Annotated in this window: 24 protein-coding genes; 15 read left to right on the top strand and 9 right to left on the bottom strand. The window is 62.0% G+C overall.

Annotated features, from left to right (window positions below):
• Positions 1-109 precede the first annotated feature (109 nt).
• A complete protein-coding gene (locus tag K9857_RS13370; RefSeq protein ID WP_224536439.1) occupies positions 110-1,288 on the bottom strand; it encodes a hypothetical protein in 1,179 nt (392 codons plus the stop codon).
• A gap of 160 nt (positions 1,289-1,448) precedes the next feature.
• Here K9857_RS13370 and K9857_RS13365 point away from each other — a divergent pair, with 160 nt between their 5' ends.
• The 7 genes from K9857_RS13365 to K9857_RS13335 all read left to right on the top strand — a co-directional run bounded on the left by K9857_RS13365 (position 1,449) and on the right by K9857_RS13335 (position 9,803).
• Positions 1,449-2,381 carry a LysR substrate-binding domain-containing protein gene (locus tag K9857_RS13365; RefSeq protein WP_224536437.1) on the top strand — a complete coding sequence of 311 codons (933 nt, stop codon included), beginning with the start codon at positions 1,449-1,451 and terminating at the stop codon, positions 2,379-2,381.
• Positions 2,382-2,597: 216 nt separating this feature from the next.
• Positions 2,598-4,022 (top strand): aldehyde dehydrogenase, encoded by a 1,425-nt coding sequence (aldA, locus tag K9857_RS13360; protein WP_224536434.1) that lies wholly within the window; start codon positions 2,598-2,600, stop codon positions 4,020-4,022.
• Positions 4,023-4,103: 81 nt separating this feature from the next.
• Positions 4,104-5,423, top strand: coding sequence for an MFS transporter (locus tag K9857_RS13355; protein ID WP_224536432.1), 1,320 nt, complete (start codon positions 4,104-4,106; stop codon positions 5,421-5,423).
• A gap of 1 nt (position 5,424) precedes the next feature.
• On the top strand, positions 5,425-6,642 hold the full coding sequence (locus tag K9857_RS13350; RefSeq protein ID WP_224536430.1) for a mandelate racemase/muconate lactonizing enzyme family protein: 1,218 nt from the start codon (positions 5,425-5,427) through the stop codon (positions 6,640-6,642).
• 206 nt (positions 6,643-6,848) lie between these two features.
• Positions 6,849-8,459: a GMC family oxidoreductase gene (locus tag K9857_RS13345; RefSeq protein ID WP_224536428.1), complete on the top strand. Its 1,611-nt coding sequence runs from the start codon at positions 6,849-6,851 to the stop codon at positions 8,457-8,459.
• Between the two features lie 113 nt (positions 8,460-8,572).
• Positions 8,573-8,983, top strand: coding sequence for a response regulator (locus tag K9857_RS13340; RefSeq protein ID WP_224536425.1), 411 nt, complete (start codon positions 8,573-8,575; stop codon positions 8,981-8,983).
• 148 nt (positions 8,984-9,131) lie between these two features.
• Positions 9,132-9,803: an HAD-IA family hydrolase gene (locus K9857_RS13335; protein WP_411961566.1), complete on the top strand. Its 672-nt coding sequence runs from the start codon at positions 9,132-9,134 to the stop codon at positions 9,801-9,803.
• Positions 9,804-9,893: 90 nt separating this feature from the next.
• Here K9857_RS13335 and K9857_RS13330 read toward each other — a convergent pair whose 3' ends face one another.
• Positions 9,894-10,841 (bottom strand): GlxA family transcriptional regulator, encoded by a 948-nt coding sequence (locus tag K9857_RS13330; RefSeq protein WP_224536423.1) that lies wholly within the window; start codon positions 10,839-10,841, stop codon positions 9,894-9,896.
• 122 nt (positions 10,842-10,963) lie between these two features.
• Here K9857_RS13330 and K9857_RS13325 point away from each other — a divergent pair, with 122 nt between their 5' ends.
• Both K9857_RS13325 and K9857_RS13320 read left to right on the top strand, forming a co-directional pair.
• Entirely contained in the window at positions 10,964-11,755 is a 792-nt protein-coding gene (locus K9857_RS13325; RefSeq protein WP_224536422.1) for an SDR family NAD(P)-dependent oxidoreductase, read from the top strand.
• A 332-nt stretch (positions 11,756-12,087) separates the two neighbouring features.
• Positions 12,088-12,996, top strand: coding sequence for a pyridoxal-phosphate dependent enzyme (locus K9857_RS13320; RefSeq protein WP_224536420.1), 909 nt, complete (start codon positions 12,088-12,090; stop codon positions 12,994-12,996).
• Positions 12,997-13,115: 119 nt separating this feature from the next.
• On the opposite strand, the gene K9857_RS13315 is transcribed toward K9857_RS13320, so the two are convergent.
• Together K9857_RS13315 and K9857_RS13310 are read right to left on the bottom strand one after the other, a co-directional pair.
• Positions 13,116-13,436, bottom strand: a complete 321-nt coding sequence (locus K9857_RS13315) for a DUF2388 domain-containing protein (RefSeq protein ID WP_224536419.1) — start codon at positions 13,434-13,436, stop codon at positions 13,116-13,118.
• 273 nt (positions 13,437-13,709) lie between these two features.
• Positions 13,710-14,741, bottom strand: a complete 1,032-nt coding sequence (locus tag K9857_RS13310; RefSeq protein WP_224536418.1) for a GlxA family transcriptional regulator — start codon at positions 14,739-14,741, stop codon at positions 13,710-13,712.
• Positions 14,742-14,975: 234 nt separating this feature from the next.
• Between K9857_RS13310 and K9857_RS13305 the strand changes: the two genes are divergently transcribed.
• Positions 14,976-15,914: a cyclase family protein gene (locus K9857_RS13305; RefSeq protein ID WP_224536416.1), complete on the top strand. Its 939-nt coding sequence runs from the start codon at positions 14,976-14,978 to the stop codon at positions 15,912-15,914.
• A gap of 277 nt (positions 15,915-16,191) precedes the next feature.
• Complete coding sequence (locus K9857_RS13300) at positions 16,192-17,121, top strand: LysR family transcriptional regulator (protein WP_224536443.1); 930 nt, start codon at positions 16,192-16,194, stop codon at positions 17,119-17,121.
• Here K9857_RS13300 and K9857_RS13295 read toward each other — a convergent pair.
• The 3 genes from K9857_RS13295 to K9857_RS13285 all read right to left on the bottom strand — a co-directional run bounded on the left by K9857_RS13295 (position 17,114) and on the right by K9857_RS13285 (position 19,751).
• Positions 17,114-18,094, bottom strand: coding sequence for a cyclase family protein (locus K9857_RS13295; RefSeq protein ID WP_224536415.1), 981 nt, complete (start codon positions 18,092-18,094; stop codon positions 17,114-17,116). The two genes, K9857_RS13300 and K9857_RS13295, sit on opposite strands and share 8 nt — an antisense overlap.
• 156 nt (positions 18,095-18,250) lie before the next feature.
• On the bottom strand, positions 18,251-18,565 hold the full coding sequence (locus tag K9857_RS13290) for an NIPSNAP family protein (protein WP_224536413.1): 315 nt from the start codon (positions 18,563-18,565) through the stop codon (positions 18,251-18,253).
• A gap of 22 nt (positions 18,566-18,587) precedes the next feature.
• On the bottom strand, positions 18,588-19,751 hold the full coding sequence (locus K9857_RS13285) for an iron-containing alcohol dehydrogenase (protein ID WP_224536412.1): 1,164 nt from the start codon (positions 19,749-19,751) through the stop codon (positions 18,588-18,590).
• 161 nt (positions 19,752-19,912) lie between these two features.
• Here K9857_RS13285 and K9857_RS13280 point away from each other — a divergent pair, with 161 nt between their 5' ends.
• From K9857_RS13280 to K9857_RS13265, 4 genes are all read left to right on the top strand, one after another.
• Positions 19,913-20,701, top strand: a complete 789-nt coding sequence (locus K9857_RS13280) for an SDR family oxidoreductase (RefSeq protein ID WP_224536410.1) — start codon at positions 19,913-19,915, stop codon at positions 20,699-20,701.
• A 248-nt stretch (positions 20,702-20,949) separates the two neighbouring features.
• The gene (locus K9857_RS13275) at positions 20,950-22,263 is read left to right on the top strand and encodes an MFS transporter (protein WP_224536409.1); all 1,314 of its coding nucleotides are present in this window, start codon (positions 20,950-20,952) and stop codon (positions 22,261-22,263) included.
• A complete protein-coding gene (locus K9857_RS13270; protein ID WP_224536408.1) occupies positions 22,263-23,378 on the top strand; it encodes an NAD(P)/FAD-dependent oxidoreductase in 1,116 nt (371 codons plus the stop codon). Before K9857_RS13275 ends, K9857_RS13270 begins: the two co-directional genes overlap by 1 nt.
• Before the next feature lie 195 nt (positions 23,379-23,573).
• Positions 23,574-24,167 carry a DinB family protein gene (locus tag K9857_RS13265; protein WP_224536406.1) on the top strand — a complete coding sequence of 198 codons (594 nt, stop codon included), beginning with the start codon at positions 23,574-23,576 and terminating at the stop codon, positions 24,165-24,167.
• Here the strand turns inward: K9857_RS13265 and K9857_RS13260 are convergent.
• Positions 24,079-25,008: a LysR substrate-binding domain-containing protein gene (locus tag K9857_RS13260; RefSeq protein ID WP_224536404.1), complete on the bottom strand. Its 930-nt coding sequence runs from the start codon at positions 25,006-25,008 to the stop codon at positions 24,079-24,081. The two genes, K9857_RS13265 and K9857_RS13260, sit on opposite strands and share 89 nt — an antisense overlap.
• A gap of 186 nt (positions 25,009-25,194) precedes the next feature.
• Positions 25,195-25,485, bottom strand: coding sequence for a DUF6124 family protein (locus K9857_RS13255; RefSeq protein ID WP_224536403.1), 291 nt, complete (start codon positions 25,483-25,485; stop codon positions 25,195-25,197).
• Positions 25,486-25,565: the final 80 nt, after the last annotated feature.

Genomic DNA, 25,565 nt, shown 5'->3' with positions numbered 1-25,565 from the left:
CGAAGACGTCCTCAAAAACACCGCTGACCTGTAGGAACTGCTAAGGCTATGTTGTCTTTAAAAGATCGCAGCCTCGTTGCACTCGACAGCTCCTACAGGGGAGTGTCGGTTAGAAGTAGTACCCGAGGTTCACATACACCTGACTCTCCCAGTGATCCGTCCCGCCAGCCGCCAGGCTCTGGGTGTAGCTGCTGCCGCCAATGTACGGATCGTTCCTGCCGATCAGCCATTCGGTGGCCACCCACAGTTTGCTCAGAGCGAACGACGAACCGAGGATCAATCGTTCAGAGGTCTCAGAGCCCTTGGCCGATTTGTCGAATGCGCTGTAGTTGGCGTACAGCTTCGCTCCGCTGATCTGGTCGAACAGGTATTTACCGGCCAAGTCATAACTCAGGTCCGCGACGTACAGGTTACCGCGACTGGCGACGTTGTAGGTGCCGTCATAACCGCCGAAGGTCACCACTTCGTCGGTGCCGGGGTTGCGCGGTGACATTTGCTGGCGCGCTGCCTGCAACTGCACGCCCCACGGTCCGTTCTTGCCCAAGTAGTGCACGCCCACCACATTGCGTCGGCCGTCGTCGTTGGTATCGCGGTTTTCCAGGGTCGAGGTCAGGGCGGACACGCCGACTTCGGATTTCCATGGCCCCAGGTCCAGCGCTTTGGCGACGCGCAGGGCCAGGGTGTTGCGTTCCTGGTTATCGCTACCGTCGGTCACATAGCTGTCGGCTTCCGACACCACACTGGAAAAGGTCACGCCGTTGCTGGTGCCCTTGCCTTGCCAGGCCGGGCGCAGGTAATAGCCGGCTTGAATGTTCCAGTCGCCACTTTGCTGGATGTACTTGGCGCCGACCTGTTGCACATCTTCAAGGCCAATGACGTTGCCCAGAGTTTCGTAAAAGGTGCTGCCGAAGTACGGCTGCAGACCGAATGGCACGTTGTTCAGGCCCACTTGTACCTGCTGGTCGGGGTTGAACTTGTAACCCAGCCACGCCAGCTTTGCGAACTGGATGTCGCCGTAATTTTTCGTGTAGCGATAGGGATAGGAGCGACCGTAAAAACGGTACTGGGCTTCACCGATCCAGGTGTCGGAGTTGTATTTGGCGCTGAGGTACACGGTGTCCAGGCCAAAGTTCTGAATGTCGCGATCCGGGTCGTAATCCCAGCGTGCGCGAATGGCACCACCCAGATCGAGGTTGTCGGTGACCTGGACGGCCATGGCCGGGGCGGCAAAGGTGCAGAGTAGAGCGAGATACAAAGGGCATAGACGCAGTGGAGCAGGGAAGGACATGTGGCAGCTCTCGGTTATTTTTATGTGAGATGCCCGTAAGTCTTGCGATCCGCGCTGCGATGAACAAACGATTAAAAATCCGGGGAAACCTTCCTCGGATGCATGTTACTGAGAAAATCCAGTACGCTTGGCAACTGTCATCGGTCTTCGAGAGTTTTCCATGAAACGCAAAATGCCCGGCCTGAACGCGCTCAAAGCCTTTGAAGTGGCCGGTAGCACGGGCAGTTTCACCCGCGCGGCGGAGTTGTTGAACGTGACCCAGAGCGCGGTCAGCCGGCAGGTACGGCAGTTGGAGGAGCAACTGGACGAGAGCCTGTTGGTGCGCCGCCATCATCACCTGGAACTGACCGCCGCCGGCCGGGTGTTGCTGCGGGCGCTGCATCAGTCCTTCGACAAGATCGAACTGACGGTGCGCAGCATCCAGCAGAAAAGCCATGCCAACCGCCTGCACGTCAATGCACCGCCGACCTTTACCAGTCGCTGGCTGATGCCACGCCTGGGGCGTCTGCGAGAGCAACATCCGGACCTGGAGCTGAGCATCACCACGCGCCTGCAGGACAGCCTGGCGGAAACCGGTACCCTGGATTGCGCGATCCGTTTCGGGAACGGCGAATGGGATGGCCTGGACAGTTCCCTACTGTTTCAGGAACGGCACATCGCGGCGTGCGCGCCGTCGCTGTATGCGCGGGAGTGGAACGAGGAGGGCATCGACCTCAATCGCCTGACGCTGCTGCATGTGCTGGCCCGGGAAGACCAGCGCTACCTGACCTGGAAACACTGGCTGGACGCGGCACGCATCAGTGGCGTCGATACCCAGGGCGGTTATGAATTCGACCTGCTGGACCTGGCGATCCAGGCGGCCATCGACGGGCTGGGCATCACCATCGCCGACTGGCACATGGTCGCCCCGGATCTGGCCAGCGGACAGCTGACCCAGGTGCTCAACGTGCATGTCGACGGGCATCAGTCCTACTGGCTGGTGACCCGGCCGGAGCAGACCGAGATGCCGCAGTTGCAGGTGTTCAGCCAGTGGTTGCAAGAGGAGATCTGGTTGGCGCAGCGCCAGCTCGAGCCTTCAACCGCAGCCTCGTAACCCCACCCTGTAGGAGCGAGGCTTGCCCGCGAATGCGGAGGGTCAGGCAATACATTTTTTGTAGACAGACCGCCTTCGCGGGCAAGCCTCGCTCCTACAGGAAATACCGGTAACCTGCGTTTTTCGAATGTTACATCGCTCAATAAATCGTTTGTTCAATCCAGCCCGAATGCCAAGACTGCCCCGACTGGACAAAAACAACGATGGGCGATTCACATGCGACTCGAGCGAAACTTTGTTAACGGGCAATTTATCGAGCCGGCCAGCGCCGCGCTGATTGCCGTCTACAACCCGGCCACCGAGGCGCTGCTGGGCCAGGTCTCCGCCGCCACCGCCGATGAAGCCACCGCGGCGGTCGAAGCCGCCGCGAAGGCGCAGAAAACCTGGGGCAAGCTCACCAGCATCGAACGCGCCGAACACCTGCGCGCTTTCGCCGATGCCCTGGAAGCTCGCGCCGAAGACATCGGCCAAGCCCTAGCCGCCGAGTCGGGCAAGAGCGTCAGCGATGCCAGCAATGAAGCCCGTTATGCGGCGCAGATCACCCGTTATCACGCCGAATGGGCACGCCGTATCGAAGGCGAAATCATCCCGAGCGATTCGCCGAACGAAAACCTGTTCCTGCACCGCGAGCCGATCGGCGTGGTCGCCTGCCTGATTCCGTTCAACTACCCGGTCTACACCCTGCTGCGCAAAATCGCCCCGGCGCTGATTGCCGGCAACACCGTGGTGGTTCGCCCAAGCAACAACACCCCGACCTCGGCCTTCGAAATCGCCAAGGCCGTGCAGCAGTCCGGTTTGCCAGCCGGCGTGGTGAACATCCTGACCATGGATCACGCCACGGCCGCTGCCGTCTGCACCCACAAGGCCGTCGGCCTGATCACCCTGACCGGTAGCGTCAACGCCGGGCGCATCGTGCTCTACTACTGCAAGGCCAACATCGCCAAGCCATCCCTGGAACTGGGCGGCAAGACTCCGGCAATCATCGAGGCCGATGCTGACCTCGAAGCCGCCGCCACGGCCATCGTCGGTTCCAAGACCACTCATTGCGGCCAGCTGTGCACGGCGGTGGAGCGGGTCTATGTGCAGGAAAGCGTCTACGAAAAATTCCTCGGCCTGCTGAAAGCGAAAATCGGCGCCGTGAAATTCGGCGACCGCGCCACCGACGCCAGCCTGATGGGCCCGTTGGTCAACGCCAGCTCGCAAAAGAACATCCATGCCATGGTCGAGCGCGCCATCGCCGACGGTGCTGTACTGGAAACAGGTGGTTTCATCCCTGAAGGCAACGGCCATTTCTACCCGCCGACCCTGCTCAGCGGCTGCCGCCAGGACATGGAAATCATCCAGGAAGAAATCTTCGGCCCGGTGCTGCCGGTACTCAAATACCGCGACATCGATGAAGCCCTGGCCATGGCCAACGACCACCAGTTCGGCCTGTCGTCGGTGCTCTACACCGAGAACTACCGCACCGCGCAGAAAGTCGCCAACGCCATCGAAGCCGGCGAGCTGTACGTCAACCGCACACCGGCCGACCCGTACCAGGGCTATCACGCCGGCTGGAAACGCTCGGGCCTGGGCGGCGATGACGGCAAGCACGGCATGCTCGAATTCACCCAGACCCGTCTGGTGGTCATGAAGTACTGAGTCACCGCAACAGGCTTCACGCTGCACTTATAAAAACAATTATCAGAGCGCCCGGCACACCGGGCGCCAGAGGTCTACTCAATGTCCAAGCAAGCAACTTCTGCTGCCGCTGTTCAGGGTTCCAACGCCGGTTCACAAAGCCAGAGTGACAAGGGCAGTCGCTATTTCCAGCTGATGTTGCTGGTACTGGCCGCCGGTGCGATCTACCCGATTCTCTATTTGCGTCAGGTCTACCAGACCACCATGCTCGAAGTGTTCCAGATCAACCACAGCGAGCTGGGTTACCTGTACTCGATGCTGGGCACCATCTTCCTGTTGTCTTACCTGCCGAGCGGCTGGCTGGCCGACCGTATCGCCCCGCGTTTCCTGATTTTCTTCTCGTTGGTAGCCACCGGCGTCCTGGGCCTGTGGTACTCCACCGCGCCGTCGATGACCAGCCTGATGATCATCTTCGGCTGCTGGGGACTGACCACCGGCCTGACCTTCTGGGCCTCGGTGCTCAAGCGGGTGAAGATGATCGCCCATCACTCCGAGCAGGGCCGGTTCTTCGGCATCCTCGACGGTGGTCGCGGTCTGGTTGAAGCGCTGTTGGCCACCGTCGCTCTGGCGCTGTTTGCCTACGCCACCGAAACCCGTGGCGAATCGACTGCTGAAGGCTTCAAGCATGTGGTGTACATGTACGCCTTCACCTGTATCGCCATCGGCTGCGTGCTGGTGCTGATCAAGGATCCGAAGTCGATGGACGCCACCGCGCAGGTGGAGAAGGGCAAGTTCAACCTGCTGGCCGACCTCGCCATCCTGGTGAAGATCCCCGAGCTGTGGCTGGTCACTGCCATCGTGTTCTGCGGCTATCACATCTTCTGGGCCACCTACAGCTTCTCCGATTACCTGCAGGGCGGCGGCATGACCGCGGTCATGGCCGGCACCATCACCACCATCAAGCTGTGGATGCGTCCTATCGGCGGCATTGGCGGCGGCTGGCTGGGTGACAAGTTCTCGAACATTTCGGTGCTGGTGGTCGCGCTGTTTCTCGCGACCCTGGCAATGGTCGGCCTGATCGTGTTCCCGGCGCTGGGCAGCATGGGCCTGCTGATCGCCACGGTGATCTTCATCGGCCTGATGACCTACGCGATTCGCGGCCTGTACTGGGCGATCCTCGATACCTGCGACATTCCGCTGCGCATCACGGGCCTGGCCATCGGCATCGTCTCGGTGGTGGGTTACCTGCCGGACACCTTTATCCCGCTGATCAATGGCTACCTCACCGAACAGTACCCCGGTGCCGTCGGTTACAAACTCTACTTCGGCTACATCGCCAGCGTCGGTCTGATCGGGACCTTCGCGGCCCTGGCCCTGCGCGCTCGCGTCAATCGCAAATCTTTGAACAAGACTGGTGTTTGAGATGAAAATCGTCGCCCTTGAAACCCATATCGTTGCCGTTCCGCCACCGCACATCGGCGGCATGTACTGGCTGTTCGTCAAGCTCAAGACCGATTGCGGCATCGAAGGCGTGGGCGAAATCTACGCCGCGACCTTCGGCCCCAAAGCCATGCTGCCGATCATCGAAGACGTGTTCGAACGCTACCTGCTCAACCAGGATCCGCACCACATCGAGCGCTTCTTCCGCCAGGCCTATTCGAGCGGTTTCACCCAGCGCCCGGACCTGACCATGATGGGTGTGGTCAGCGGCCTGGAAATGGCCTGCTGGGACATCATCGGCAAGGCCGCGAACAAGCCGGTCTACGAGTTGCTCGGCGGCAAGGTCAACGAGCGCCTGCGTTCCTACACCTACCTGTACCCGGTCAACAGCAAGGGCGAGTACGACTACGACGACCCGGACCTGGCCGCCGAGTGCGCCATCGAGAACATGAACAAGGGCTTCACTGCGGTGAAGTTCGACCCGGCGGGTCCGTACACCGCGTACTCCGGGCATCAGATTTCGCTGGAAGTGCTGGAGCGCTGCGAAACCTTCTGCCGCAAGATCCGCGAAGCGGTGGGCGACAAGTGCGACCTGCTGTTCGGCACCCACGGGCAAATGGTGCCGTCCTCGGCGATCCGCCTGGCCAAGCGCCTGGAGAAGTACGACCCGCTGTGGTTCGAAGAGCCGGTACCGCCAGGCCAGGAAGACGCCATGGCGCAGGTTGCGGCCAAGACCAGCATCCCGATTGCCACCGGCGAGCGCCTGACCACCAAGTACGAATTCTTCAAGCTGCTGCAGGCCGGCGGTGCGTCGATCCTGCAAATGAATGTCGCCCGCTGCGGCGGCCTGCTGGAAGCCAAGAAGATCGCGAGTATGGCCGAGGCCTACTACGCGCAGATCGCCCCGCATCTGTACAACGGGCCGATCGGCGCCGCCGCCAGCTTCCAATTGGCGACCTGCACGCCGAACTTCCTGATCCAGGAAAGCATCATGACCTGGGGCGGTTTCCATGCCGAAGTCCTGACCAAACCGTTGCAGTGGGAAGACGGCTACATCATCCCGTCCACCGAACCGGGCCTGGGCGTGGAGCTGAACATGGACGTGGTGCGCAAGCATTCGCCGTACACCGGCGAGCGCCTGCACCTGCAAATGGCCCCGACCCCGGCGGACGTCAAGGACACATCGCCGGCCAAGGGCTGAGGCGAGTTTTTCACCGGAGAACGGGCAGCAACACAAAACCCCTGTAGGAGCGAGCTTGCTCGCGATGGCGGAATTTCAGCAACGAATGTGTCGACTGGCACTCCGCAATCGCGAGCAAGCCCGCTCCCACAAGGATTGTGTTCCCACATCGACTTGTGTGGGCCCATCCCGGTTTTTCAGTACAACGACTTACGCGGTAACCGTGCATGACATACGACTACATCATCGCTGGCGCTGGCGCCGCAGGCTGCGTCCTGGCCAATCGCCTGTCGGCATCCGGCAAATACACGGTGCTGCTGCTGGAAGCGGGCGGCAAGGACAGTTCGCCGTGGTTCAAGATCCCGGTCGGCTTCGCCAAAATGTATTACAACCCGACCTTCAACTGGATGTACTACAGCCAGCCACAGAAGCAGCTGGGCAACCGTGAAATCTACGCCCCGCGCGGCAAGGTGCAGGGTGGTTCGGGCTCGATCAACGCGATGATCTACGTGCGCGGCCAGGCCCATGACTTCGACGACTGGGCAGCCAACGGCAACGACGGCTGGGGTTTCAAGGACGTGCTGCCGTACTTCCGCAAACTGGAAAACCATCCGCTGGGCGAGAGCGAATACCACGGTGGCAGCGGCCCGATCAGCATCACCCCGATGAAGGGCCAGACTCACCCGATCTGCGATGTGTTCCTCAAGGGCTGCGACGAGTTGGGTTACCCGCTGAGCGAAGACTTCAACGGCCGCAACTTCGAAGGCGCCGGCATTTACGACGTCAACACCCGTAACGGTCAACGCTCTTCCAGCAGCTTTGCGCATCTGCATCCGGCGCTGAGCCGGCCGAACCTGAGCATCGAACATTACGCCCTGGTCGATCGCGTGCTGTTCGATGACCAGCAACGCGCCACCGGCGTGTCCATCACCCAACACGGCGTGGTCCGCACCTTCACCGCGAACAAGGAAGTGATCCTCTGCGCCGGCGCCGTGGATACACCGAAGATCCTGCAATTGTCCGGCGTCGCCGATCAGGCGCTGCTGGCCAAACACAACATCCCGCTGGTCAAACACCTGCCGGCGGTGGGGCAGAACCTGCAGGACCACCTGTGCGCCAGTTACTACTACAAGGCCAACATCCCGACGCTCAACGATGAGCTGAGTTCGCTGTTCGGCCAGTTCAAGCTGGGCCTAAAGTACCTGTTCACCCGCAAGGGCGCGCTGGCCATGAGCGTCAACCAGGCCGGCGGTTTCTTCCGTGGCGACGAGCAGCAGAGCAACCCGAACCTGCAGCTGTACTTCAACCCGCTGTCGTACCAGATCCCGAAAAACAACAAGGCCAGCCTCAAGCCCGAGCCGTACTCAGGCTTCCTGCTGTGCTTCAACCCGTGCCGGCCGACCAGCCGCGGGCACATCGAGATCGCCTCGAAAAACCCACGGGACGCGGCGCTGATCGACCCGAACTACCTGAGCACCCAGAAAGACATCGACGAGGTGATCCAGGGCAGCCGGCTGATGCGCAAGATCATGGGCGCACCGGCGCTCAAGGGCATCACCGTCGACGAAGTGCTGCCGGGGCCGGCGATTGAAACCGACGAGCAGATGCTGCAGTACTTCCGCGAGAACTGCGGTTCGATCTATCACCTGTGCGGCTCCTGCGCCATGGGCTCGGACGAGCAGAAATCGGTGGTGGACAAGCGCCTCAAGGTCCACGGCATGCACGGTTTGCGCATCGTCGACGCGTCGATTTTCCCCAACGTGACCTCCGGCAATACCCACGCCGCAGTGCTGATGGTGGCGGAGAAGGGCGCCGACCTGATCCTCGAGGAAGCCTGATTTAATCGTTTGCCTGTATCAAAAATGAATTTCCGCGGGCGCCGCTGCTCATACCTGTAGGTGGCGGATTAGAGCCCGCGAAATCATTGAGATATACAGGGAGCGGCAAGGTCATGAATCGTGAGCCGACTGCAGGTGGAGACCTTCCGGGCGGATTGATTCTGGTGGTGGAGGACGATCCGTTGATCCTGGAGTTTCTCTGCGAGATTCTTCAGGAGGAGGGGTATGTGGTGCAGTCTCAAGCCAGCGCGGATGCCGCGTCGGTCTACCTGCAGCAGCATGCGCAAGAAGTCGAGTTGTTGCTGACGGACATCACCATGCCGGGCACGCTCAACGGCGCCGATCTGGCTAATCTGTTCGGCGATCGCTGGCCCGAAAAGCCGATCATGATCATGTCCGGCTATGAAACGCCGGAGAGTTCAGGGGTGCGCCACGACGTGTCGTTCATCAAGAAACCCTGGGCGCTGGGGCAACTGCTCGATTGCGTCGAGGGTGCCTTGAAATCCCACAAAACCTCACTGTAGGAGCGAGCTTGCTCGCGATGGAGGCACAGGCACCGCCGGGTGTCAGGCTGCCAGCGTCATCGTTGACGACCATCGCGAGCAAGCTCGCTCCTACAGAGGGCGGGGATCGTGTAGATTTGCCTGACCCCCCCTGACAGGAACGTCTCCCTTGCCCGCGACTATTTTCGACACCCCTTACCGCGCCTTCCTGTTCGACATGGACGGCACCATCCTCACCTCCATCGCCGCCGCCGAGCGCGTCTGGGCCACCTGGGCCCGGCGTCACGGTGTCGATGTCGAGACCTTTTTGCCCACCATCCACGGCGCCCGCGCCATCGACACCATCCGCCGCCTGAACCTGCCCGGCGTCGATGCCGAGGTGGAAGCGGCGTGGGTGACCCAGGCGGAAATCGAGGATGTCGACGGCGTGGAAGAGGTCGCCGGTGCGGCGGCTTTTCTCAAGGCGTTGCCGGTTCATCAATGGGCTATCGTGACCTCGGCGCCGAGGACGCTGGCGTTAAGGCGGATGGCGGCGGCCGGGGTGCCTGAGCCACAGGTGATGATCACAGCCGAAGACGTCACCGTCGGCAAGCCTGACCCGTCCGGGTATCGACTGGCCGCGCGGCGGTTGGGTGTGGAGATTGGCGATTGTCTGGTGTTCGAGGATGCCACCGTGGGGATACAGGCAGCGGAAGCGGCGGGGGCGGATTTGTTGATCATCACGGCGGCGCATGAGCAGAAACTTGAGACGGAGCACGCGACGGTGGGGAGTTATGAGTCGATTACCGTACAGGTCGATGAAGCTGGCCTGATGCACCTCGGCCAACACCAAACCCTGTAGGAGCGAGCATGCTCGCGATGGTCGTCAACGATAACGCTGGCGGCCTGATGCCCCGCGGTGTTCTTGCGTGCATCGCGAGCATGCTCGCTCCTACAGGGGGATCTCGGTGCGGGCTGTGCGGCGGATGACTTGCGGTGGCTGGCCGAATGCTCGGAGAAAAGCCTCGCGCATGCGGCGGCGGTCGCTGAAGCCGGTTTCCAGGGCAATCTGATCCAGGCTCAGGCGTCCTCGTTCGAGCAGTTGTCTTGCCGCCTCCAGACGCAGGTTTTCCACGGCCTTGGCCGGTGATTGCCCGGTTTCTGCACGAAAGGCACGGCTGAACTGCCGTGGACTCAGGCTCGCCACCTCCGCCAACTGCTCCACCGACAGCGCCTCGGCCAGATGCTCCCGCGCATAACCAAGCACCGTCTGGATTCGGTCAGACTTCGGCTCCAACTCCAGCAACGCCGAGTGCTGCGACTGACCGCCGCCTCGACGGTGATACATCACCAGCTTCTGCGCCACCGAACGCGCCAGCTCCGCTCCGAAATCCTTTTCTACCATGGCCAGCGCCAGATCGATGCCGGCGGTCATTCCGGCAGAGGTCCAGATCGAACCGTCGATCACATAGATGCGGTCGGCCTCCACCTTGATCGAGGCAAAGCGCTCCTGTAGTTGCCGGGCATAGGCCCAATGGGTGGTGGCGCGACGTCCGTCGAGCAGGCCGGCCTGGGCCATGACAAAGGCGCCGGAGCAGATCGACGCGGTGCGCCGGGCCGTCGTGGCGCTGGATCGCAGGTAATCGAGCACTGCCTCCGGGGCCTGTTCGAGGACCGAATCGCCGCCCACCACGATCACCGTATCGAACACCCGCTCATCGAACGCCTCGGTGCCTACCGTCAGTCCACCTGAAGCCCGCAGGTTTCGCCCGTCCTCGGACAGCACGCGCACGTCGTAAAGGGTTTCGCCGGCGCTGAAATTGGCGTACTCGAACACCGGCATCGCCGCCAGCGCCATGGACTGGAACCTGTCGAAAACCACGAAGGCCACGCTGATCATGGGATGTCCTCAAAAGGTCATGTCCGAAAAACGTACTTTAAACGTCATTTGCGCCGCCGGCGAGCCCCCTTATAACTGCTCACACCGGCGAATATCTCGCCTCTTCGTGAAGGACATTGCACATGACGCTTTCATCCAAAGGCACCGCCCTGATCACCGGCGCATCTTCAGGCATCGGCGCGGTGTACGCCGACCGCCTGGCCCGTCAGGGTTACGACCTGATTCTGGTCGCCCGCAGCCAGGCAAAACTCGATGCCTTGGCCAACCGCTTGAGCGACGAAACCGGGCGCAGCGTGGAAGTGGTTGCGGCCGATTTGAAGGACAAGGCCGATTTGCTGAGGGTCGAGCAGATCCTGCGCAGCGACGCCAGCATCACCCTGTTGGTCAATAACGCCGGGGTGGGGGCGGTCATGCCGCTGCTCGGCAGCCCGGTGGATGACATGGAAGCGATGATCACCCTGAACATCACGGCGTTGACTCGCCTGGCGTACGCAGTGGCACCGGGGTTCGTCGCCCGTGGCGGCGGCACCGTGATCAACATCGGCTCGATCGTGGCCATCGCCCCGGAAATCCTCAACGGCGTGTACGGCGCCACCAAGGCGTTCGTTCTGGCCCTGAGTCAGTCGATGCACCATGAACTGGCCGACAAGGGCCTGCGCATCCAGGCCGTGCTGCCGGGCGCTACCGCTACGGACTTCTGGAGCGAAGCGGGCAACCCGGTGGAAAACCTGCCGCAGGAGATCGTGATGTCGGCCGGCGATATGGTCGATGCCGCCTTGGTGGGGCTGGCCAGCGGCGAGCTGGTGACCATTCCGGGGTTGCATGATGGTTCCCAGTGGGACCGCCATGAGGCACAGCGCCAGGTGCTGTCGGGGTTGTTCGGCAATTCCAAGGCGGCGCCGCGTTACCTCTGATTTTGCGGCGTTCTTGCGGACGAACACATACCTGTGGCGAGGGGGCTTGCCCCCGTTGGGCTGCGCAGCGGCCCCAAAATCATGGGAGCGCTACGCACTCCAACGGGGGCAAGCCCCCTCGCCACAATGTCCTCATCGCCAGTTGAATCTCTTAACTGACTGGCATTAGTGCAAGCCCGCTCCCACAAGGTTTGCGCCTGTACCTGTGGGAACGGGCTTGCCCGCGAAGGCGTCATCAGCAACACAACAGAACCATAGGGTGGACTAGACTTGTCTGAGCACCGTTCACCACCGGCCTCCCTCAGGCCCGTGGCCTGCAACAGGAGCCTGTCATGCTGCACATCAGAACACCCCTGATCCTCCATCCGGACCTCTCGACGCCGTCCCGCCGAATCTGGCTCAAGCTGGAAAACCTGCAACCCGGCGGTTCCTTCAAGGTGCGCGGCATCGGTTTGTTGTGCAGCCAGGCGGTGGCGCAGGGCAAGCGCAAGGTGATCTGTCCTTCCGGTGGCAACGCCGGTTTTGCGACCGCCGTGGCCGCCGCCCGCCTTGGGCTGAAAGCTTGCGTGGTGGTGCCGCACACCACCCCCGAATCCACCCGCGCGCGCATCCAGAAAACCGGCGCCGAAGTGATCGTCCACGGCAAGGTCTGGGACGAGGCCAATCAGAAGGCCAAGGAACTGGCGAAGGGTGCGGACACCGAATACGTACCAGCCTTCGACCACCCGGTGCTGTGGCAAGGGCACAGCACGATGATCGATGAAATCATCGAAGACTGTCCGCAGTTCGACGCCATCGTCACCTCGGTCGGCGGCGGTGGCTTGCTGGCGGGAATCCTCACCGGACTGATCCGTCACCAGCGCATGGACTGCCGGATCGTCGCCTGCGAAACCGAAGGCGCGGCGTCCTTCGCCGCTGCCGTCAGCGCCGGGCATCCGGTCAAGCTGCCGCGCATCGACACCGTCGCCCGGTCCCTTGGCGCATCATTGGTGGCCGAATGGCCGGTAAAACATATCCTCGACTTCGACCATCAGTGCGTGGTGCTCAGTGACGAGCAGGCAATCATGGGCGTGGTGCGCTACGCCAGCGACCTGCGCCAACTGGTCGAACCCGCCTGCGGCGTTTCACTGGCCATCGCCTATCTGGACCACCCGGCCATTGCCGGTGCCCATGACGTGGTGATTGTGGTGTGTGGCGGGGTGAGCATCAGCGCGCAATTGGTAAGCGGCTGGTCACGTTGAATGCAGCTCTACTGTAGGAGCGAGCATGCTCGCGATGGTCGCCAACGATAACGCTGGGCAACTGTTGCCCCGCGTCGTTCTTGAGGCCATCGCGAGCATGCTCGCTCCTACAGGGTTCTTTAGTGATTGGCGACTACATCGTCATGCACGAGGACGGCCTGGGCCAGTTCTTCATCGCTTGCGTTGACGAGGTTGGGATTGTCCTGCCGGAGTTTCTCGAACACCGATTCCAGATACGCGCCGCGAATGGCACCGCCACTGGCCACGAAGCTGGAGGCGTCATCCCGGGCAGGAACCACGAGTTTGTGATCCTTGAAAGTGGAATAAAGGGACGCGGAAACGCCAGCCGAAGTGGCGACATCACCCGCATCCACATCGGCCAATGCAGAGCCGACAGGTAAACACAGCAGCAGGGAAGAAACGATAATCAGACGGCGCATGATGGTGTCCTCTGAAGCGTGCAGCAAAAAGGAAGTACCTCATCTTTTCAGATGCGTGCGGCTCGCCGAGAGTTCCCTGGCAATTCAGATACGCCCGAACCCACCAGGTTATGTGTTGAGTACAGAATCCAGCAGTGCCACGGATTACTGTGGGAGCGAGCCTGCTCGCGAGACGCTGGATCAGACACATCAATGTTGCCTGACACACCGCCATCGCGAGCAGGCTCGCTCCCACAGGGGATTGGGTGATGGTTCAGGATTGTGACCTTCAGATCACCGCGAAAACCGGCTGCGGTATTCCCTTGGCGAGACCCCGAGATTGCGCTGGAAGGTCAGGCGCATCCGCTCTTCATCACCGAAGCCACAGAGCCTGGAGATCTGGTCGATGTTGCGTTCGGATTCTTCCAGCAAACGCCGGGCAGCCTCCACACGCAGCACTTCCACGGCTTTGGCAGGAGTCCGGCCGGTCTTGAGCTTGTAGACCCGGGCGAAGTTGCGCGGGCTCATTTGCACCTGCTGGGCAAGGGTTTCGACGGTGAGGTTTTCGGTGGCCAGGTTGTGCGAGATCCACAGGTGCAGTTCGTCGAACGCGGCACTTTCACTGGTTTGCGATTTGAGCAACTGACTGTACTGGGCCTGACCGCCGGGACGCTTGAGAAAAACCACCATCTCCCGCGCCACCAGCAGCGCCACTTCGCGCCCGCAATCCTCCTCCACCAGCGCCAGGGCAAGATCGATGCCAGCGCTGACGCCGGCGCTGGTCCAGATCGCATCCTGCTTGACGAAGATCGCATCGCTGTCGACTTCGATGGCCGGGTAGCGCTCCTTGAGCATGTCGCACATCAGCCAGTGGGTCGCGGCGCGGCGACCTTCCAGCAAACCGGCCTCGGCCAGCAGAAAGGTGCCGCTGCACACCGAGGCGGTGCGCTTGGCCTTGCCCGAGGCTTCAGCCAGCCAGGCCACCAGATCCAGAGAATGATTCATGGCCTGCAGAATGTTCGGCGCGCCAGGGGCGATCAGGGTATCGATGGTTCGAGCATCGAAATCGCTGAGCGCCACGGTGTTGACGGCCAGGCCCTCGGCGGTGTGCATCAGGCCGCCGGCCAGGCTCGCGGTGTGCAGCGTATAACCCGGCAGGTTGCGCGCGTTCATGTACTTGGACGCCGCCCAGAACACGGTCTGGGCACCGGTCAGGTCCAGCAGGCCCATTTCGGGATAGGCGAGAAACACAATCAAACGCGAGGGGTCGCACGCAAGCTTGGTGGATGACGCGGGGGAGGCGGGAGAGCTGGCGATTTCGTTCATGAGCTTCTGTTTTAGCGAGTTGGAATAATCTTAATTCGCAAACGGTATAAACGTAACGGCGCTTGATCGACTGGCAGGATTTACGGGTTTTATGTCAGTTCACCGTTGAAGTCCAGCGCTGTCTGTCCGGGCACTCGTGAAAATCCGGAACAATTGTATTGTCGATCCCTGTCTGTTTTCGCACAAAAGCGCTGGGTACCTTGGCGCGATCGAAATCAGACAAGGATTTGCCCCATGCTCAACCGATTGGTACTGCCTTTTGCCCTGCTGTTCACCCTCAACGCCGCCCACGCCGCCGATGCGCAAAATTGGTACCCGTCGCGTTACGGTGCCCAGGATGAAATCGGCGCGGCGAACCTGATCACCGCCGACTCGGTGCTCAACGCCGCCAAGCTGATCAAGACCGGCAAGACCTACCCGTTGGCAGTGGCCATCGACAAGAACCTGCCCGCCTTCCGCCATCGCAGTTTCCACCTGACCAACGTCCAGCCGGGCGAGGCGGGCGGCACCACCATGGGGCCGAACAAATTCACCTTCAACGATGAACTGGTAGTGGGCTGGACCGGGGTTGGCACGCAGCTCAATGGCATCGGCCACATTGGCATCGACAACGTCTACTACAACGGCAATCGCGCCGCCGACTTCGTGACCGTCGAGGGCGTGAAGAAGCTCGGCATCGAAAAGGTCCCGCCGATCGTGACCCGTGGCGTGGTCCTGGACATGACCGCGGTGTATGGCAAGGCCATCGTGCCGGAGAAAACCGAGTTCACCGTCGCCGATATCCAGAAGGCTCTGGACCTGCAGGGCATCAGCATCGAGAAGGGCGACGTGGTGCTGTTCAACACCGGTTGGCTTGAGCTTTTGGGCAAGGACAACGAGAAATTCCTCGCCGTGGAACCGGGCATCGGCATGGAGGCAGCCAAGTGGCTGGCGGACAAGCAGATCGTCGCGTTCGGCGGCGACACCTGGGCCTCGGAAATCTACCCCGGCACCGATGGTCAGGAATTCCCGGTCAACCAGTTCATGCTGGCCAAGAACGGCATCTATAACCTGGAGCTGATCGACAGCCGCGCACTGGTCAAGGACAAGGCCTGGACCTTCATGTTCGTGCTCGGCCAGCCGCTCTACAAGGGCTCGACCCAGGTCAACATCAACCCGGTGGCGATTCGCTGAGAGATACCGTTTCTCAACAACGGGCCAGGGGATGACGAACGCTCATCCCCTGGCCCGTTGTTGTCATTTGTCCGGCCCCGAGACCGCGCCCCAAAATAATGCGCGAGACAGGGGCCAACGCAATCCCCTGTAGGAGCGAGCACGCTCGCGATGAACGCCAGAGCACCGCTGGGTGTCAGGCACCCCGCGTCATCGTTGACGACCATCGCGAGCGTGCTCGCTCCTACACTGTCTTAGGTCCCGATGGATTCGCAACTTGAACAGAGCACCCGACGATATGGTCCCTTCACTTGGCAGCATCGCATCACGTCTGCGCCTCAAACAGCTGAGGTTGCTGATCGCCCTCGATGATCGCGGCTCGCTGCACAAGGCCGCCGAGCAGATCTCGATATCCCAGTCCGGCGCCACCAAGGCGCTGCACGAGGTCGAGTCGTTGCTCGGCATGCCGCTGTTCGAACGCCAGCCCAAGGGCCTGGTGGCCAATGAAATGGGGCGCTGCATGATCCGTTATGCGCGGCTGATCTACAGCGATGTGGAGCACCTGCGCGAGGAAATGCTCAGCATCATGCGCGGCCAGGGCGGGCGGCTGTCGGTGGGGGTGATCATGGGCGCGGTGCCGTTGCTGACCCGGGCGCTGACCGAACTGCGCCTCAAGCAGCCGGAGCTGTCGGTGGAGCTGGTGGAAAACACCAGTGCCACGCTGCTCGGTCTGCTGGATCAGGGACGGCTGGACCTGGCGATCTGTCGCACCAGCGTCGGCCAGCGTTCGGACGCCTATGACTGCATTGAGTTGAGCGAAGAGCCCCTGGCGGTAGTCGCCAGCAAGGACCATCCGCTGGCCAGGGTCGAGTCATTGCAGCTGTCGCAACTGAGCGATTACCGCTGGGTGGTCTATCCCAAGGACATGCCGATGCGCCAGGCGCTGGAGCGGGAACTGAACGAGGCGGGGCTGGAGATTCCGCGTTATCCGCTGGAAACCTCGTCGACCTTCGCCACCATGATGCTGGTGCAGCAGGACCCGACCCTGCTGGCGGTGATCCCGGTGGAAGTGGCCGAGTTCTGCGAGCAGCATGACTTGCTGGTGAAGCTGCCGGTGTCGCTGCGCGCCTTGATCGAGCCCTATGGCGTGATCAGCCGGGTCGGCGCCGATCTGTCTCCGGCGGCGACCCTGCTGATCAACGAATTGCAGCGCGACCTGACTACTTGATCACGATGGGGTTCACCGGCGCGCCGGTGCCGCCGACGATCTTCAAGGGCGCGGCGGTGTAGAGGAACTGCCACTGGCCGTCTTCGGCGCAGTCTGCGGCCAGTTCATCGAGCAACGCCACTTCGGTGAAGGTCACGCCGAGGTTGCGCATCAGTGCGTTGTGCAGCGGAATCAGCACGCCCGACTGCGGATCGACCGCGACTTCGTTGGCCATGGTGTCGGTGACCAGGTTGGGGATTTCCATCTGGTGAAACCACTCCACCAGTTCGCGGCTGAAGGTCAGGCCCGGCTCGGCGAAATCCTTGTAGAACTCATCGGGTTCGCGCTCGTAGAACGAGCCGATCCAGCCGGTGCGGATGATCAAAATGTCACGCTTTTGGATCTCGATGCCCTGGGCTTTCGCGGCGGCCAGCAGGTCGTGGTGATTGAAGGTCTCGCCCTTGTCCAGCACCGCCTTGTCGCGATGACGGGCCATGTCGATCAGCACCGCGCGCCCGACGATCCCGCGCTCGGCAATCGGCAGGATACTGGCCTTGTCCATGCCGCCGATGGTGCTCATGGCGTCGTAGCCGTTCCACAGTTTGTTGTCGTGCCAGACGTGGCCCAGGGCGTCGTACTGGGTCGAGCCTTGCAGGTGCATGAAGATCACGTCGTCAGCGTATTCGACGTGGCCGTCGAAGTGGGTCTTGCCGGCCAGGAAGTGGCCCTTGTCCAGCACGTTGACCCGCATCGACGGACGACGGCCTGGCCACAGCGGCTCGCCCTTGGGATGGCCGATCTGCACTTGCAGGGTGAACGTCTTGCCCTGACGCACGGCGCTGATGCCGCGCAGCACTTCGGCGTTTTGCAGGTAGTTAAGGGCACCGACTTCATCGTCAGGCCCCCATTTTCCCCAGTTGGTGGGCAGGCCTTCGAGCAGGGCCTTGGCATCGGGAGAAGGGTGGGCGGCGGTATTGTTGTTGTGTTCGCACATGGGGTTTTCCTTGGTTTACACGGATTCCGATGCACGCACATTCCCCTGTGGGAGCGGGCTTGCTCGCGAAAGCGGTGTGTCAGCCACATCAACGTTGACTGACACGGCCTCTTCGCGAGCAAGCCCGCTCCCACAGGGAAATGCGGTGTGTGGGGGTTATTTGATCGGGGAAAACTGCGCCGGCATCAGCAGTTTCGATTCCATTTTTTCCAGCATCGGGAAGGCGACCGGGACGAAGCCTTCGAGCCAGTCCGGGTCCTGGTAGAGGGCGGCGCGTTTCTTGATGCGATCGTCCAGGCTCTCGTAGGCCCAGATGTGGATCACTTGGTTCAGCTCGCCGATTTCGGTGTACCACCAGCCCACCAGCGTGGTGTAGCGGGAGATCACGAGCAGGCCGTTTTCCTCGAAGTGCTTGAGGTAGGTCTGCATCTTGCCGATCTGAATGGTGTAGGTGCGCATTTCATAAAACATGGGGTTGTCTCTCTTGCAGTGATCAGTGAGTGCCGTGGTAGGCGTTGCGGATGATTCGCTCGACGTCGGCGGCAGTGGTCAGGCGCGGGTTGACCAGCACGTTGCCGCTGCGCATCGAGTCGCTGACCATCTGCGGCATGTACTCCAGGTCCACGCCCAGGTCCTTGATGTTGTCGGGGATGCCGATGGCCTTGTTCAGCGCCTGCACGTGCTCCACCACTTTGTGCCCGGCTTGAGCCACGCTCAGGCCATCGACGTTCTCACCCATGGCCAGGGCGATTTCGCGGAACAGTTCAGGGCAGGCGGGCAGGTTGAATTCGATGACGTAGGGCAACAGCGTGGCGTTGGCGATGCCATGGGGAATGTTGAACACGCCGCCGAAGGTGTGGGAGATCGCATGCACGTTGCCCAGTTTCGATTGGGCGAAGGCGACGCCGGCGAGGAACGAGGCAAGCAGCATCTGCTCCCGGGCGTGTAGATCGGAACCGGTGAAAAAGGCTTTCGGCAGGTGGGTGCAGATCATCTTGATCGCATGCAGCGCCAGGGCCTGGCTGATCGGGTTGGCCTGTTTGGACACGTAGGATTCGATGGCGTGGGTCAGGGCGTCCATGCCGGTGGCGGCGGTGATCGACGGCGGCAGCTTGAGGGTCAGCTCGGCGTCGAGAATCGCCAGCTTCGGAAACAGCGCCGGGCTGATGATCACCGTCTTGAACAGCGTCTTGGTGTTGGTGAACACCGTGGACGCGGTGCACTCGCTGCCGGTGCCGGACGTGGTCGGGATGGCGAAGATCGGCAGCGGCGGCTGCTTGAGTTTGTCGTAGCCCTCGTAGTCGAGAATGTTGCCGGGGTTGGTGGCCATGGCCGCGACACCCTTGGCGGTGTCGATGCTGCTGCCACCGCCGACGCCGATCACCGAATCGCAATCGTGGCTTTTGAGGAACGCCACGGCGCGCTCCAGCACGTCGGTGGTGGGGTTGGGCTCGACTCCGGCGAACACTTCGTAGGCAATCTCGCTTTCAGCCAGCGAGGCGAAAAAGGCTTCCATCACCCCCGACGCCATCAGGCCTTCGTCGGTGACCACCAGCAGCTTTTTCTGCACATGGGGCTTGAGCAGCGCGCCGGCCTGACGCACCAGGCCGTTGCCGCTCTTGAGGGTGGTGGGGAAGTAAAACTGAAATGGGTTCATGGGTGTCTCCCGCTTGTGGTTCTTGTTCGTGGGGCAACAGTAATCAGCGCTCGGGAGCGCCGATAATGAAAAGGTCTGATCCTGCGATCACCCTTTGTCATCCCCTGTGAAGGGGGTGTGCGGTGTTAACGTGGGCGCTTTCACTCGACGGGAGCAGGGTCATGGATTTGGGAATTTCGGGGCGCTGGGCGATTGTCTGCGCCGCCAGCAAGGGCTTGGGCCTGGCCTGTGCGCGGGCGCTGGCGAAGGAGGGCGTGAACCTGGTGATCAACGCCCGGGGCGATGAGACCCTGCAGGCGGCTGCCGCAGAACTGCGTCAGGTGGCACCCACCATCGAGGTGCGCACCGTGGCCGGGGACATCAGCGAAGCGGCGGTGCGGGCGCAGGTGCTGGCGGCCTGTCCGCAGGTCGACATTCTGGTGAACAACGCCGGCGGGCCGCCGCCGGGGGACTTCCGCGACTGGCAGCGCGAAGACTGGCTCAAGGCGCTGGACGCCAACATGCTCACGCCGATCGAGCTGATCAAGGCCTGTGTCGACGGCATGGCCGAGCGTGGGTTCGGGCGTATCGTGAACATCACGTCCGGCGCGGTGAAGGCGCCGATCGACGTGCTGGGCCTGTCCAACGGCGCGCGCAGCGGGCTGACCGGATTCATCGCGGGGCTGGCGCGCCAGGCGCGGTTGGCGGGGAACAATGTCACGGTGAACAACCTGTTGCCGGGCCCATTCGAGACCGAGCGCTTGCACAAGACCCTGAACGCGGCGGCCGAGGCCAATGGTGCGAGCGTGGAGAGCATTGCCGAGCAGCGGCGCAAGCATGTGCCGGCGCAGCGCTTTGGCCGGCCGGATGAGTTTGGTGCGTATTGCGCGTTCATCTGTGGAGCGCAGTCGGGGTTCCTGACCGGGCAGAACCTGTTGCTCGATGGCGGGAGTTATCCCGGGACTTTCTGATTGCCTGTTGGTTTGTTGTTGAATCAACCGGCCTCTTCGCGGGCAAGCCTCGCTCCTACAGTGGGTAATGGAATACGCCATCGCCCCCTGTAGGAGCGAGGCTTGCCCGCGAAGAGGCCCTTGAATTCAACACAAATCCCGGGGGATGACTGCCAGTAATCCCCCAATCAGATCCCATCATTATTCAGCACCCGGAGCCGTGATTAGAGTGGGGCCGCTTGTTTCCACAACAATAAGAGCGCCCCTCCATGAACAATCCGAGTGCCGAAAGCCTGGCCATCCCAGCCGCGTCCGCAACCGAACGAGCCACCACCGTACGCTGGCGGATCTTCCTCATCATGCTGATGCTGACCGCCATCAACTACATCGACCGCGCCTCGCTGTCGGTGGCGTTGCCGATGATCTCCACAGAGTTCCAGATCCCCCCAGCCCTCGAAGGCCTGATGCTCAGCGCGTTTTTCTGGTCCTACGCGTTGATGCAAATCCCCGGCGGCATGCTGCTGGACCGTTTCCACACCCGCCGCGTGATCGTGGTGGCGACCGTGGCCTGGGGCGCGTTCCAGGCGCTGGCCGCCGGTGCGCACAACTGGATCACCCTTTTGATCACCCGCATGGGCCTGGGCGTTGCCGAATCGCCGATCATGCCGGCCGGCGCCAAGCTCAACGGCGCCTGGCTGACGCCGAACGAGCGCGGACGCGGCGCGGTGCTGGTCGACGGCGGTGCGCCGCTGGGCAGTGCCTTCGGCGCGATCATCATTGCCGGGCTGATCGCCTGGTTCGATTCCTGGCGCATCGCCTTCGTAATCGCCGGCGTCGGCACCATGCTCGCCGGGGTGCTGGCCTGGAAATACATCCGCAACCATCCCAGCGAACACCCGGGCGTCAACGCCGCCGAGCTTGCGCACATCACCGCCGGCAACGCCACGGTCAGCAAGGCCGGCGCGGTCACCAGCATCCCGTTCAAGGAGCTGCTGCGGGACCGTTCGGTACTGGCGATGTTCGCCGGCTACTGCTGCATCCTCAGCGTGTTCTACGGCCTGCTGACCTGGATGCCGAGCTACCTGCACCAGACCCACGGCCTGAACATTTCCGGCATGGGCGGCGCGACCTTCCTGATCTTCATGTGCGGTTTCGTCGGTGAATTGGTCGGCGGCTACCTGGGTGACAAATGGAAATCCACCGGTGCCTCGCCGAACCTGGTGATGCGCAGCATGTTCAGCGGCTCCGCCCTGGTGGCGGCACTCTGCATGCTCGGCACCGCCTACACCTCGCAGGCCAGCCAGGCCATCGGTCTGCTGTGCGTGGCGATGTTCTTCATTCGCTGGTGCGGCATGTACTGGTGCATTCCGTCGATCCTCGGCGGCACCTCGAAGACCGGCGTGCTGGCCGGCACCATGAACTTCTGCGGCAACATGGCCGGCGTCATCGTGCCGATCCTGATCGGCCTGATCGTGCAGTTCACCGGTTCGTATTTCCTGGTGCTGATCTTCTTCGTGGTCATGGCCTTCCTGTTGGCGATATTCTCAAGCCTGATCGACTATCGGGAGCGGGGACTGGTTTGATGGCAGCGGGGACGGTCAGCGTCGACATCGACGCCGTGGTAGTGGGTGCCGGGGTGGTCGGGTTGGCGGTGGCCAGAGCCCTGGCCATGAGCGGGCGCGAAGTGATCGTGGTCGAGGCCGGGGAAGGCATCGGTGTCGGGGTCAGTTCGCGCAACTCCGAAGTGATCCACGCCGGTATCTACTACCCCGGCGGCAGCCTCAAGGCACAGTTGTGCGTGGAGGGCAAGCAACGCCTCTACGCCTATTGCGAGGAGCGCGGCGTGAGTTATCAGCGCCTGGGCAAGTTGATTGTCGCCACCGATGAAGCGCAAAAGCTGTCCCTGGGAAAGCTGTTGGAGCAGGGGCGGCAGAACGGCGTGGAGGATCTGCAATGGCTGGATGCCGAGCAGGCGAGGGCGCTTGAGCCAAAGCTGTCTTGTGTCGCCGCGCTGTGGTCGCCGTCCACCGGCATCGTCGATTCCCATGGGCTGATGCTGGCGCTGCAAGGCGATGCCGAGGCCCATGGCGCGTCGCTGGTTTTTCATACGCCGCTGGTGTCGGGGCGCTGCATCGAGCAGGGGTTTGAACTGCAGATGGGCGGCGCCGAGCCGATGACCCTGACCTGTCGCGAACTGATCAATTGTGCGGGGTTGTCGGCGCCTGAGGTGGCCGGGCGCATTGAAGGCCTTCCCGCTCGGCATGTGCCTACCGCGTATTTGTGCAAGGGCAGCTATTTCAGCTTCAGTGGCCGGGCGCCGTTTCGCCATCTGGTGTATCCGGCACCGGAAAGCGCCGGGCTCGGCGTGCACATGACCCTCGACCTTGGCGGGCAGGCGCGGTTCGGGCCGGATGTGGAGTGGGTCTCGGGTATCGATTACCGCGTGGACCCGGCACGGGCCGACGGTTTTTACGCGGCGATCCGGCGCTACTGGCCGGGGTTGCCGGATAACAGTCTGCAACCGGCCTACAGCGGTATCCGCCCGAAAATCAGCGGCCCGGGCGAGCCGGCTGCCGATTTCCGTATCGATGGACCGGCGGAGCACGGAGTGCCGGGGCTGATCAACCTGTTCGGCATCGAATCGCCGGGGCTGACCAGCTGCCTGGCTCTGGCCGACCGAGTAACACGGACCCTGTAGGAGCGAGCACGCTCGCGATGGTCGTCAACGATGACGTTGGCTGTCTGACACCCCGCGTTGTCCGTACTTCCATCGCGAGCATGCTCGCTCCTACAGGAGGCGGGGTGAACTGATGACCGGTAATCAGCCCCCGCACCGCCTGTCTCTGTTAGCGCTATCCTTGGGAAATGCGCTCTTCGCCATCGGAGACATCTGATGATCAACGTACGCACTGCCCACATGCTCGCCGACTACCGAACATGGGCCAATCGGCGCCTGTTCGACAACCTGGCGCAGTTACCCGCGGGGGAGGTCGAGAAACAACGCGCCGGCGTTTTCGGCACCATCATTGGCACCCTGAACCACATCTACGTCGTCGACCGCATCTGGCAGGCCCATCTCGAAGGGCGGGGCCACAACTTCAAAACCTCCCATGACCTGATCCATCCCGTGCTTTCGGACCTGCGTGAGGCGCAAAAGGCCGTCGATCGCTGGTACGTCGACTGGGCGGAGCGACAGACCGACGCCTCGCTGGACAAGCCTCTGCGGTTCACCTTTGTTTCCGGGGAAAGCGGCACCATGAGCGCCGGCGCGATGTTCCTGCACGTGGTCAACCACGCCAGCTATCACCGTGGCTGGATCGTGCAGATCTACTTCGAGATCCCGGCCATGCCGCCGATGACCGACCTGCCGATCTACATGCGCGAGACCGACCCGCATTTCAATTCGCTGAACGCCCCGACGGTGGAGCCGACATGTGCTCCGCAATTCGCGAGCGCAACCAACGTTCTGCCGGATCGTTATCGTTGACGCCGTTCCAGACCATGGACAGTTCGGACAGGTTTATCTCGAATGGCGCATCGTCGGCACGCAGCAGAGGGCTGCCGTCGATCAACGCTTCGGCCGCGTAGTCCGGCACGGTGGCGAGCATGTCGGTGCCGGCGATCAGCGAGCGCAGGCCGGCGAACTGCGGAACTGCCAGCACCACCCGGCGCGAGCGGCCGATACGGGCCAGGTCGGTGTCGATGGCCCCGGTCAAATCCCCGGAAAACGACACCAGCGCGTGGGGCCGATCGCAGTAGTCGTCCAGAGTCAGCGTGCCTGGGCGTTTATCCCCGCGCAGAATCTTCACGCTCAAATCCCGCAGCTTCTTGCGCTTGGCATTGGCCGGCAGTTCAGTGGTGTAGCTGATACCGACGGAAATCTCCCCGGTGCCGAGCATCGACGACATCGACAGAAAGTTCACCCGCCGCACCACGATCACCACGTTCTGCGCCTCTTCGCGCAATTGTTTGAGCAGGGGCGGAAACAGGCCGAATTCGGCATCGTCGGACAACCCGATGCGAAACACATCGCGGCTGGTGGACGGGTCGAAATCCTTGGCCCGGCTGACCGCACCGGAAATCGTGTCCATCGCCGGCTGCAGTTCCTTGAGAATCGCCAGCGCCCGCTGCGTCGGCTCCAGCACGCGACCGTTACGTACCAGCAGCGGGTCATCGAACAGATCCCGCAACCGCGCCAGCGCCGCACTGACCGCGGGCTGGCCGAGAAACAACTTCTCCCCGGCCCGGGTCAGGTTCTTCTCGAACATCAATGTCTCGAAAATCACCAACAGATTCATGTCCACGCGGCGCAGGTCGTTGCGGTTCATGGTGGCGGGCTCGCTGGGGGGTGGAATGCATTGAGTAAAGCACCAAACCCTGTTCCGGTCTCGGTACATGGCCTGTAGGAGCGAGGCTTGCTCGCGAAGGCGGTGTGTCAGCCAACATCATCGGCACTGACACTCCTTCTTCGCGAGCAAGCCCGCTCCCACAGGGATTTGCGGTGTGGCGAAAATTTATGGTGGGTCCAGTCGATCCAGCGCCCGGTTCACCGCCAATTCACCCAGCATGATCACCTGCGCAATTCCCAGCAAAGTGTTGAGCCCCGGACCCTCGGTAAGGTCCGCCAGATCCATGGTCATGACATGGGCCGAGGCCAGCGATTCGCAGGCATGGGCGAGCAGGGTTTCGGCATCGAGTTCGGGATCGACGATGAACATGGTGGAGGGTTTGCGAGGGGTGGAGCGGATGTTGGCAGCGGCGGGAATTGATTTGGATTCGGGTGGGTTGGGTGTTGGTTTTTTCATTGATAAAGCTCCTGGGGTTATTAGCATTTGGAGCCGTCATCCTTCGCTACCAAACGAAGGGTGGCAGCCATACGCAGGTT

The sequence above is a fragment of the Pseudomonas sp. REP124 genome, from assembly GCF_020164475.1.
Taxonomy (GTDB): domain Bacteria; phylum Pseudomonadota; class Gammaproteobacteria; order Pseudomonadales; family Pseudomonadaceae; genus Aquipseudomonas.
The sequence above is the reverse complement of the archived record's forward strand: the minus strand, read 5'-3'. Positions and strand labels throughout refer to the sequence as shown.

Coding starts and splice junctions, on each gene's coding strand:
- K9857_RS13305 (WP_224536416.1), top strand. CDS start 14,976: ATGCTCAACCGATTGGTACTGCCTTTTGCCCTGCTGTTCACCCTCAAC.
- K9857_RS13315 (WP_224536419.1), bottom strand. CDS start 13,436: ATGCGCCGTCTGATTATCGTTTCTTCCCTGCTGCTGTGTTTACCTGTC.
- K9857_RS13330 (WP_224536423.1), bottom strand. CDS start 10,841: ATGATCAGCGTGGCCTTCGTGGTTTTCGACAGGTTCCAGTCCATGGCG.
- K9857_RS13310 (WP_224536418.1), bottom strand. CDS start 14,741: ATGAACGAAATCGCCAGCTCTCCCGCCTCCCCCGCGTCATCCACCAAG.
- K9857_RS13325 (WP_224536422.1), top strand. CDS start 10,964: ATGACGCTTTCATCCAAAGGCACCGCCCTGATCACCGGCGCATCTTCA.
- K9857_RS13345 (WP_224536428.1), top strand. CDS start 6,849: ATGACATACGACTACATCATCGCTGGCGCTGGCGCCGCAGGCTGCGTC.
- K9857_RS13350 (WP_224536430.1), top strand. CDS start 5,425: ATGAAAATCGTCGCCCTTGAAACCCATATCGTTGCCGTTCCGCCACCG.
- K9857_RS13370 (WP_224536439.1), bottom strand. CDS start 1,288: ATGTCCTTCCCTGCTCCACTGCGTCTATGCCCTTTGTATCTCGCTCTA.
- K9857_RS13260 (WP_224536404.1), bottom strand. CDS start 25,008: ATGAACCGCAACGACCTGCGCCGCGTGGACATGAATCTGTTGGTGATT.
- K9857_RS13340 (WP_224536425.1), top strand. CDS start 8,573: ATGAATCGTGAGCCGACTGCAGGTGGAGACCTTCCGGGCGGATTGATT.
- K9857_RS13275 (WP_224536409.1), top strand. CDS start 20,950: ATGAACAATCCGAGTGCCGAAAGCCTGGCCATCCCAGCCGCGTCCGCA.
- K9857_RS13280 (WP_224536410.1), top strand. CDS start 19,913: ATGGATTTGGGAATTTCGGGGCGCTGGGCGATTGTCTGCGCCGCCAGC.
- K9857_RS13320 (WP_224536420.1), top strand. CDS start 12,088: ATGCTGCACATCAGAACACCCCTGATCCTCCATCCGGACCTCTCGACG.
- K9857_RS13295 (WP_224536415.1), bottom strand. CDS start 18,094: ATGTGCGAACACAACAACAATACCGCCGCCCACCCTTCTCCCGATGCC.
- K9857_RS13285 (WP_224536412.1), bottom strand. CDS start 19,751: ATGAACCCATTTCAGTTTTACTTCCCCACCACCCTCAAGAGCGGCAAC.
- K9857_RS13255 (WP_224536403.1), bottom strand. CDS start 25,485: ATGAAAAAACCAACACCCAACCCACCCGAATCCAAATCAATTCCCGCC.
- K9857_RS13290 (WP_224536413.1), bottom strand. CDS start 18,565: ATGTTTTATGAAATGCGCACCTACACCATTCAGATCGGCAAGATGCAG.
- K9857_RS13265 (WP_224536406.1), top strand. CDS start 23,574: ATGATCAACGTACGCACTGCCCACATGCTCGCCGACTACCGAACATGG.
- K9857_RS13365 (WP_224536437.1), top strand. CDS start 1,449: ATGAAACGCAAAATGCCCGGCCTGAACGCGCTCAAAGCCTTTGAAGTG.
- aldA (WP_224536434.1), top strand. CDS start 2,598: ATGCGACTCGAGCGAAACTTTGTTAACGGGCAATTTATCGAGCCGGCC.
- K9857_RS13300 (WP_224536443.1), top strand. CDS start 16,192: ATGGTCCCTTCACTTGGCAGCATCGCATCACGTCTGCGCCTCAAACAG.
- K9857_RS13270 (WP_224536408.1), top strand. CDS start 22,263: ATGGCAGCGGGGACGGTCAGCGTCGACATCGACGCCGTGGTAGTGGGT.
- K9857_RS13355 (WP_224536432.1), top strand. CDS start 4,104: ATGTCCAAGCAAGCAACTTCTGCTGCCGCTGTTCAGGGTTCCAACGCC.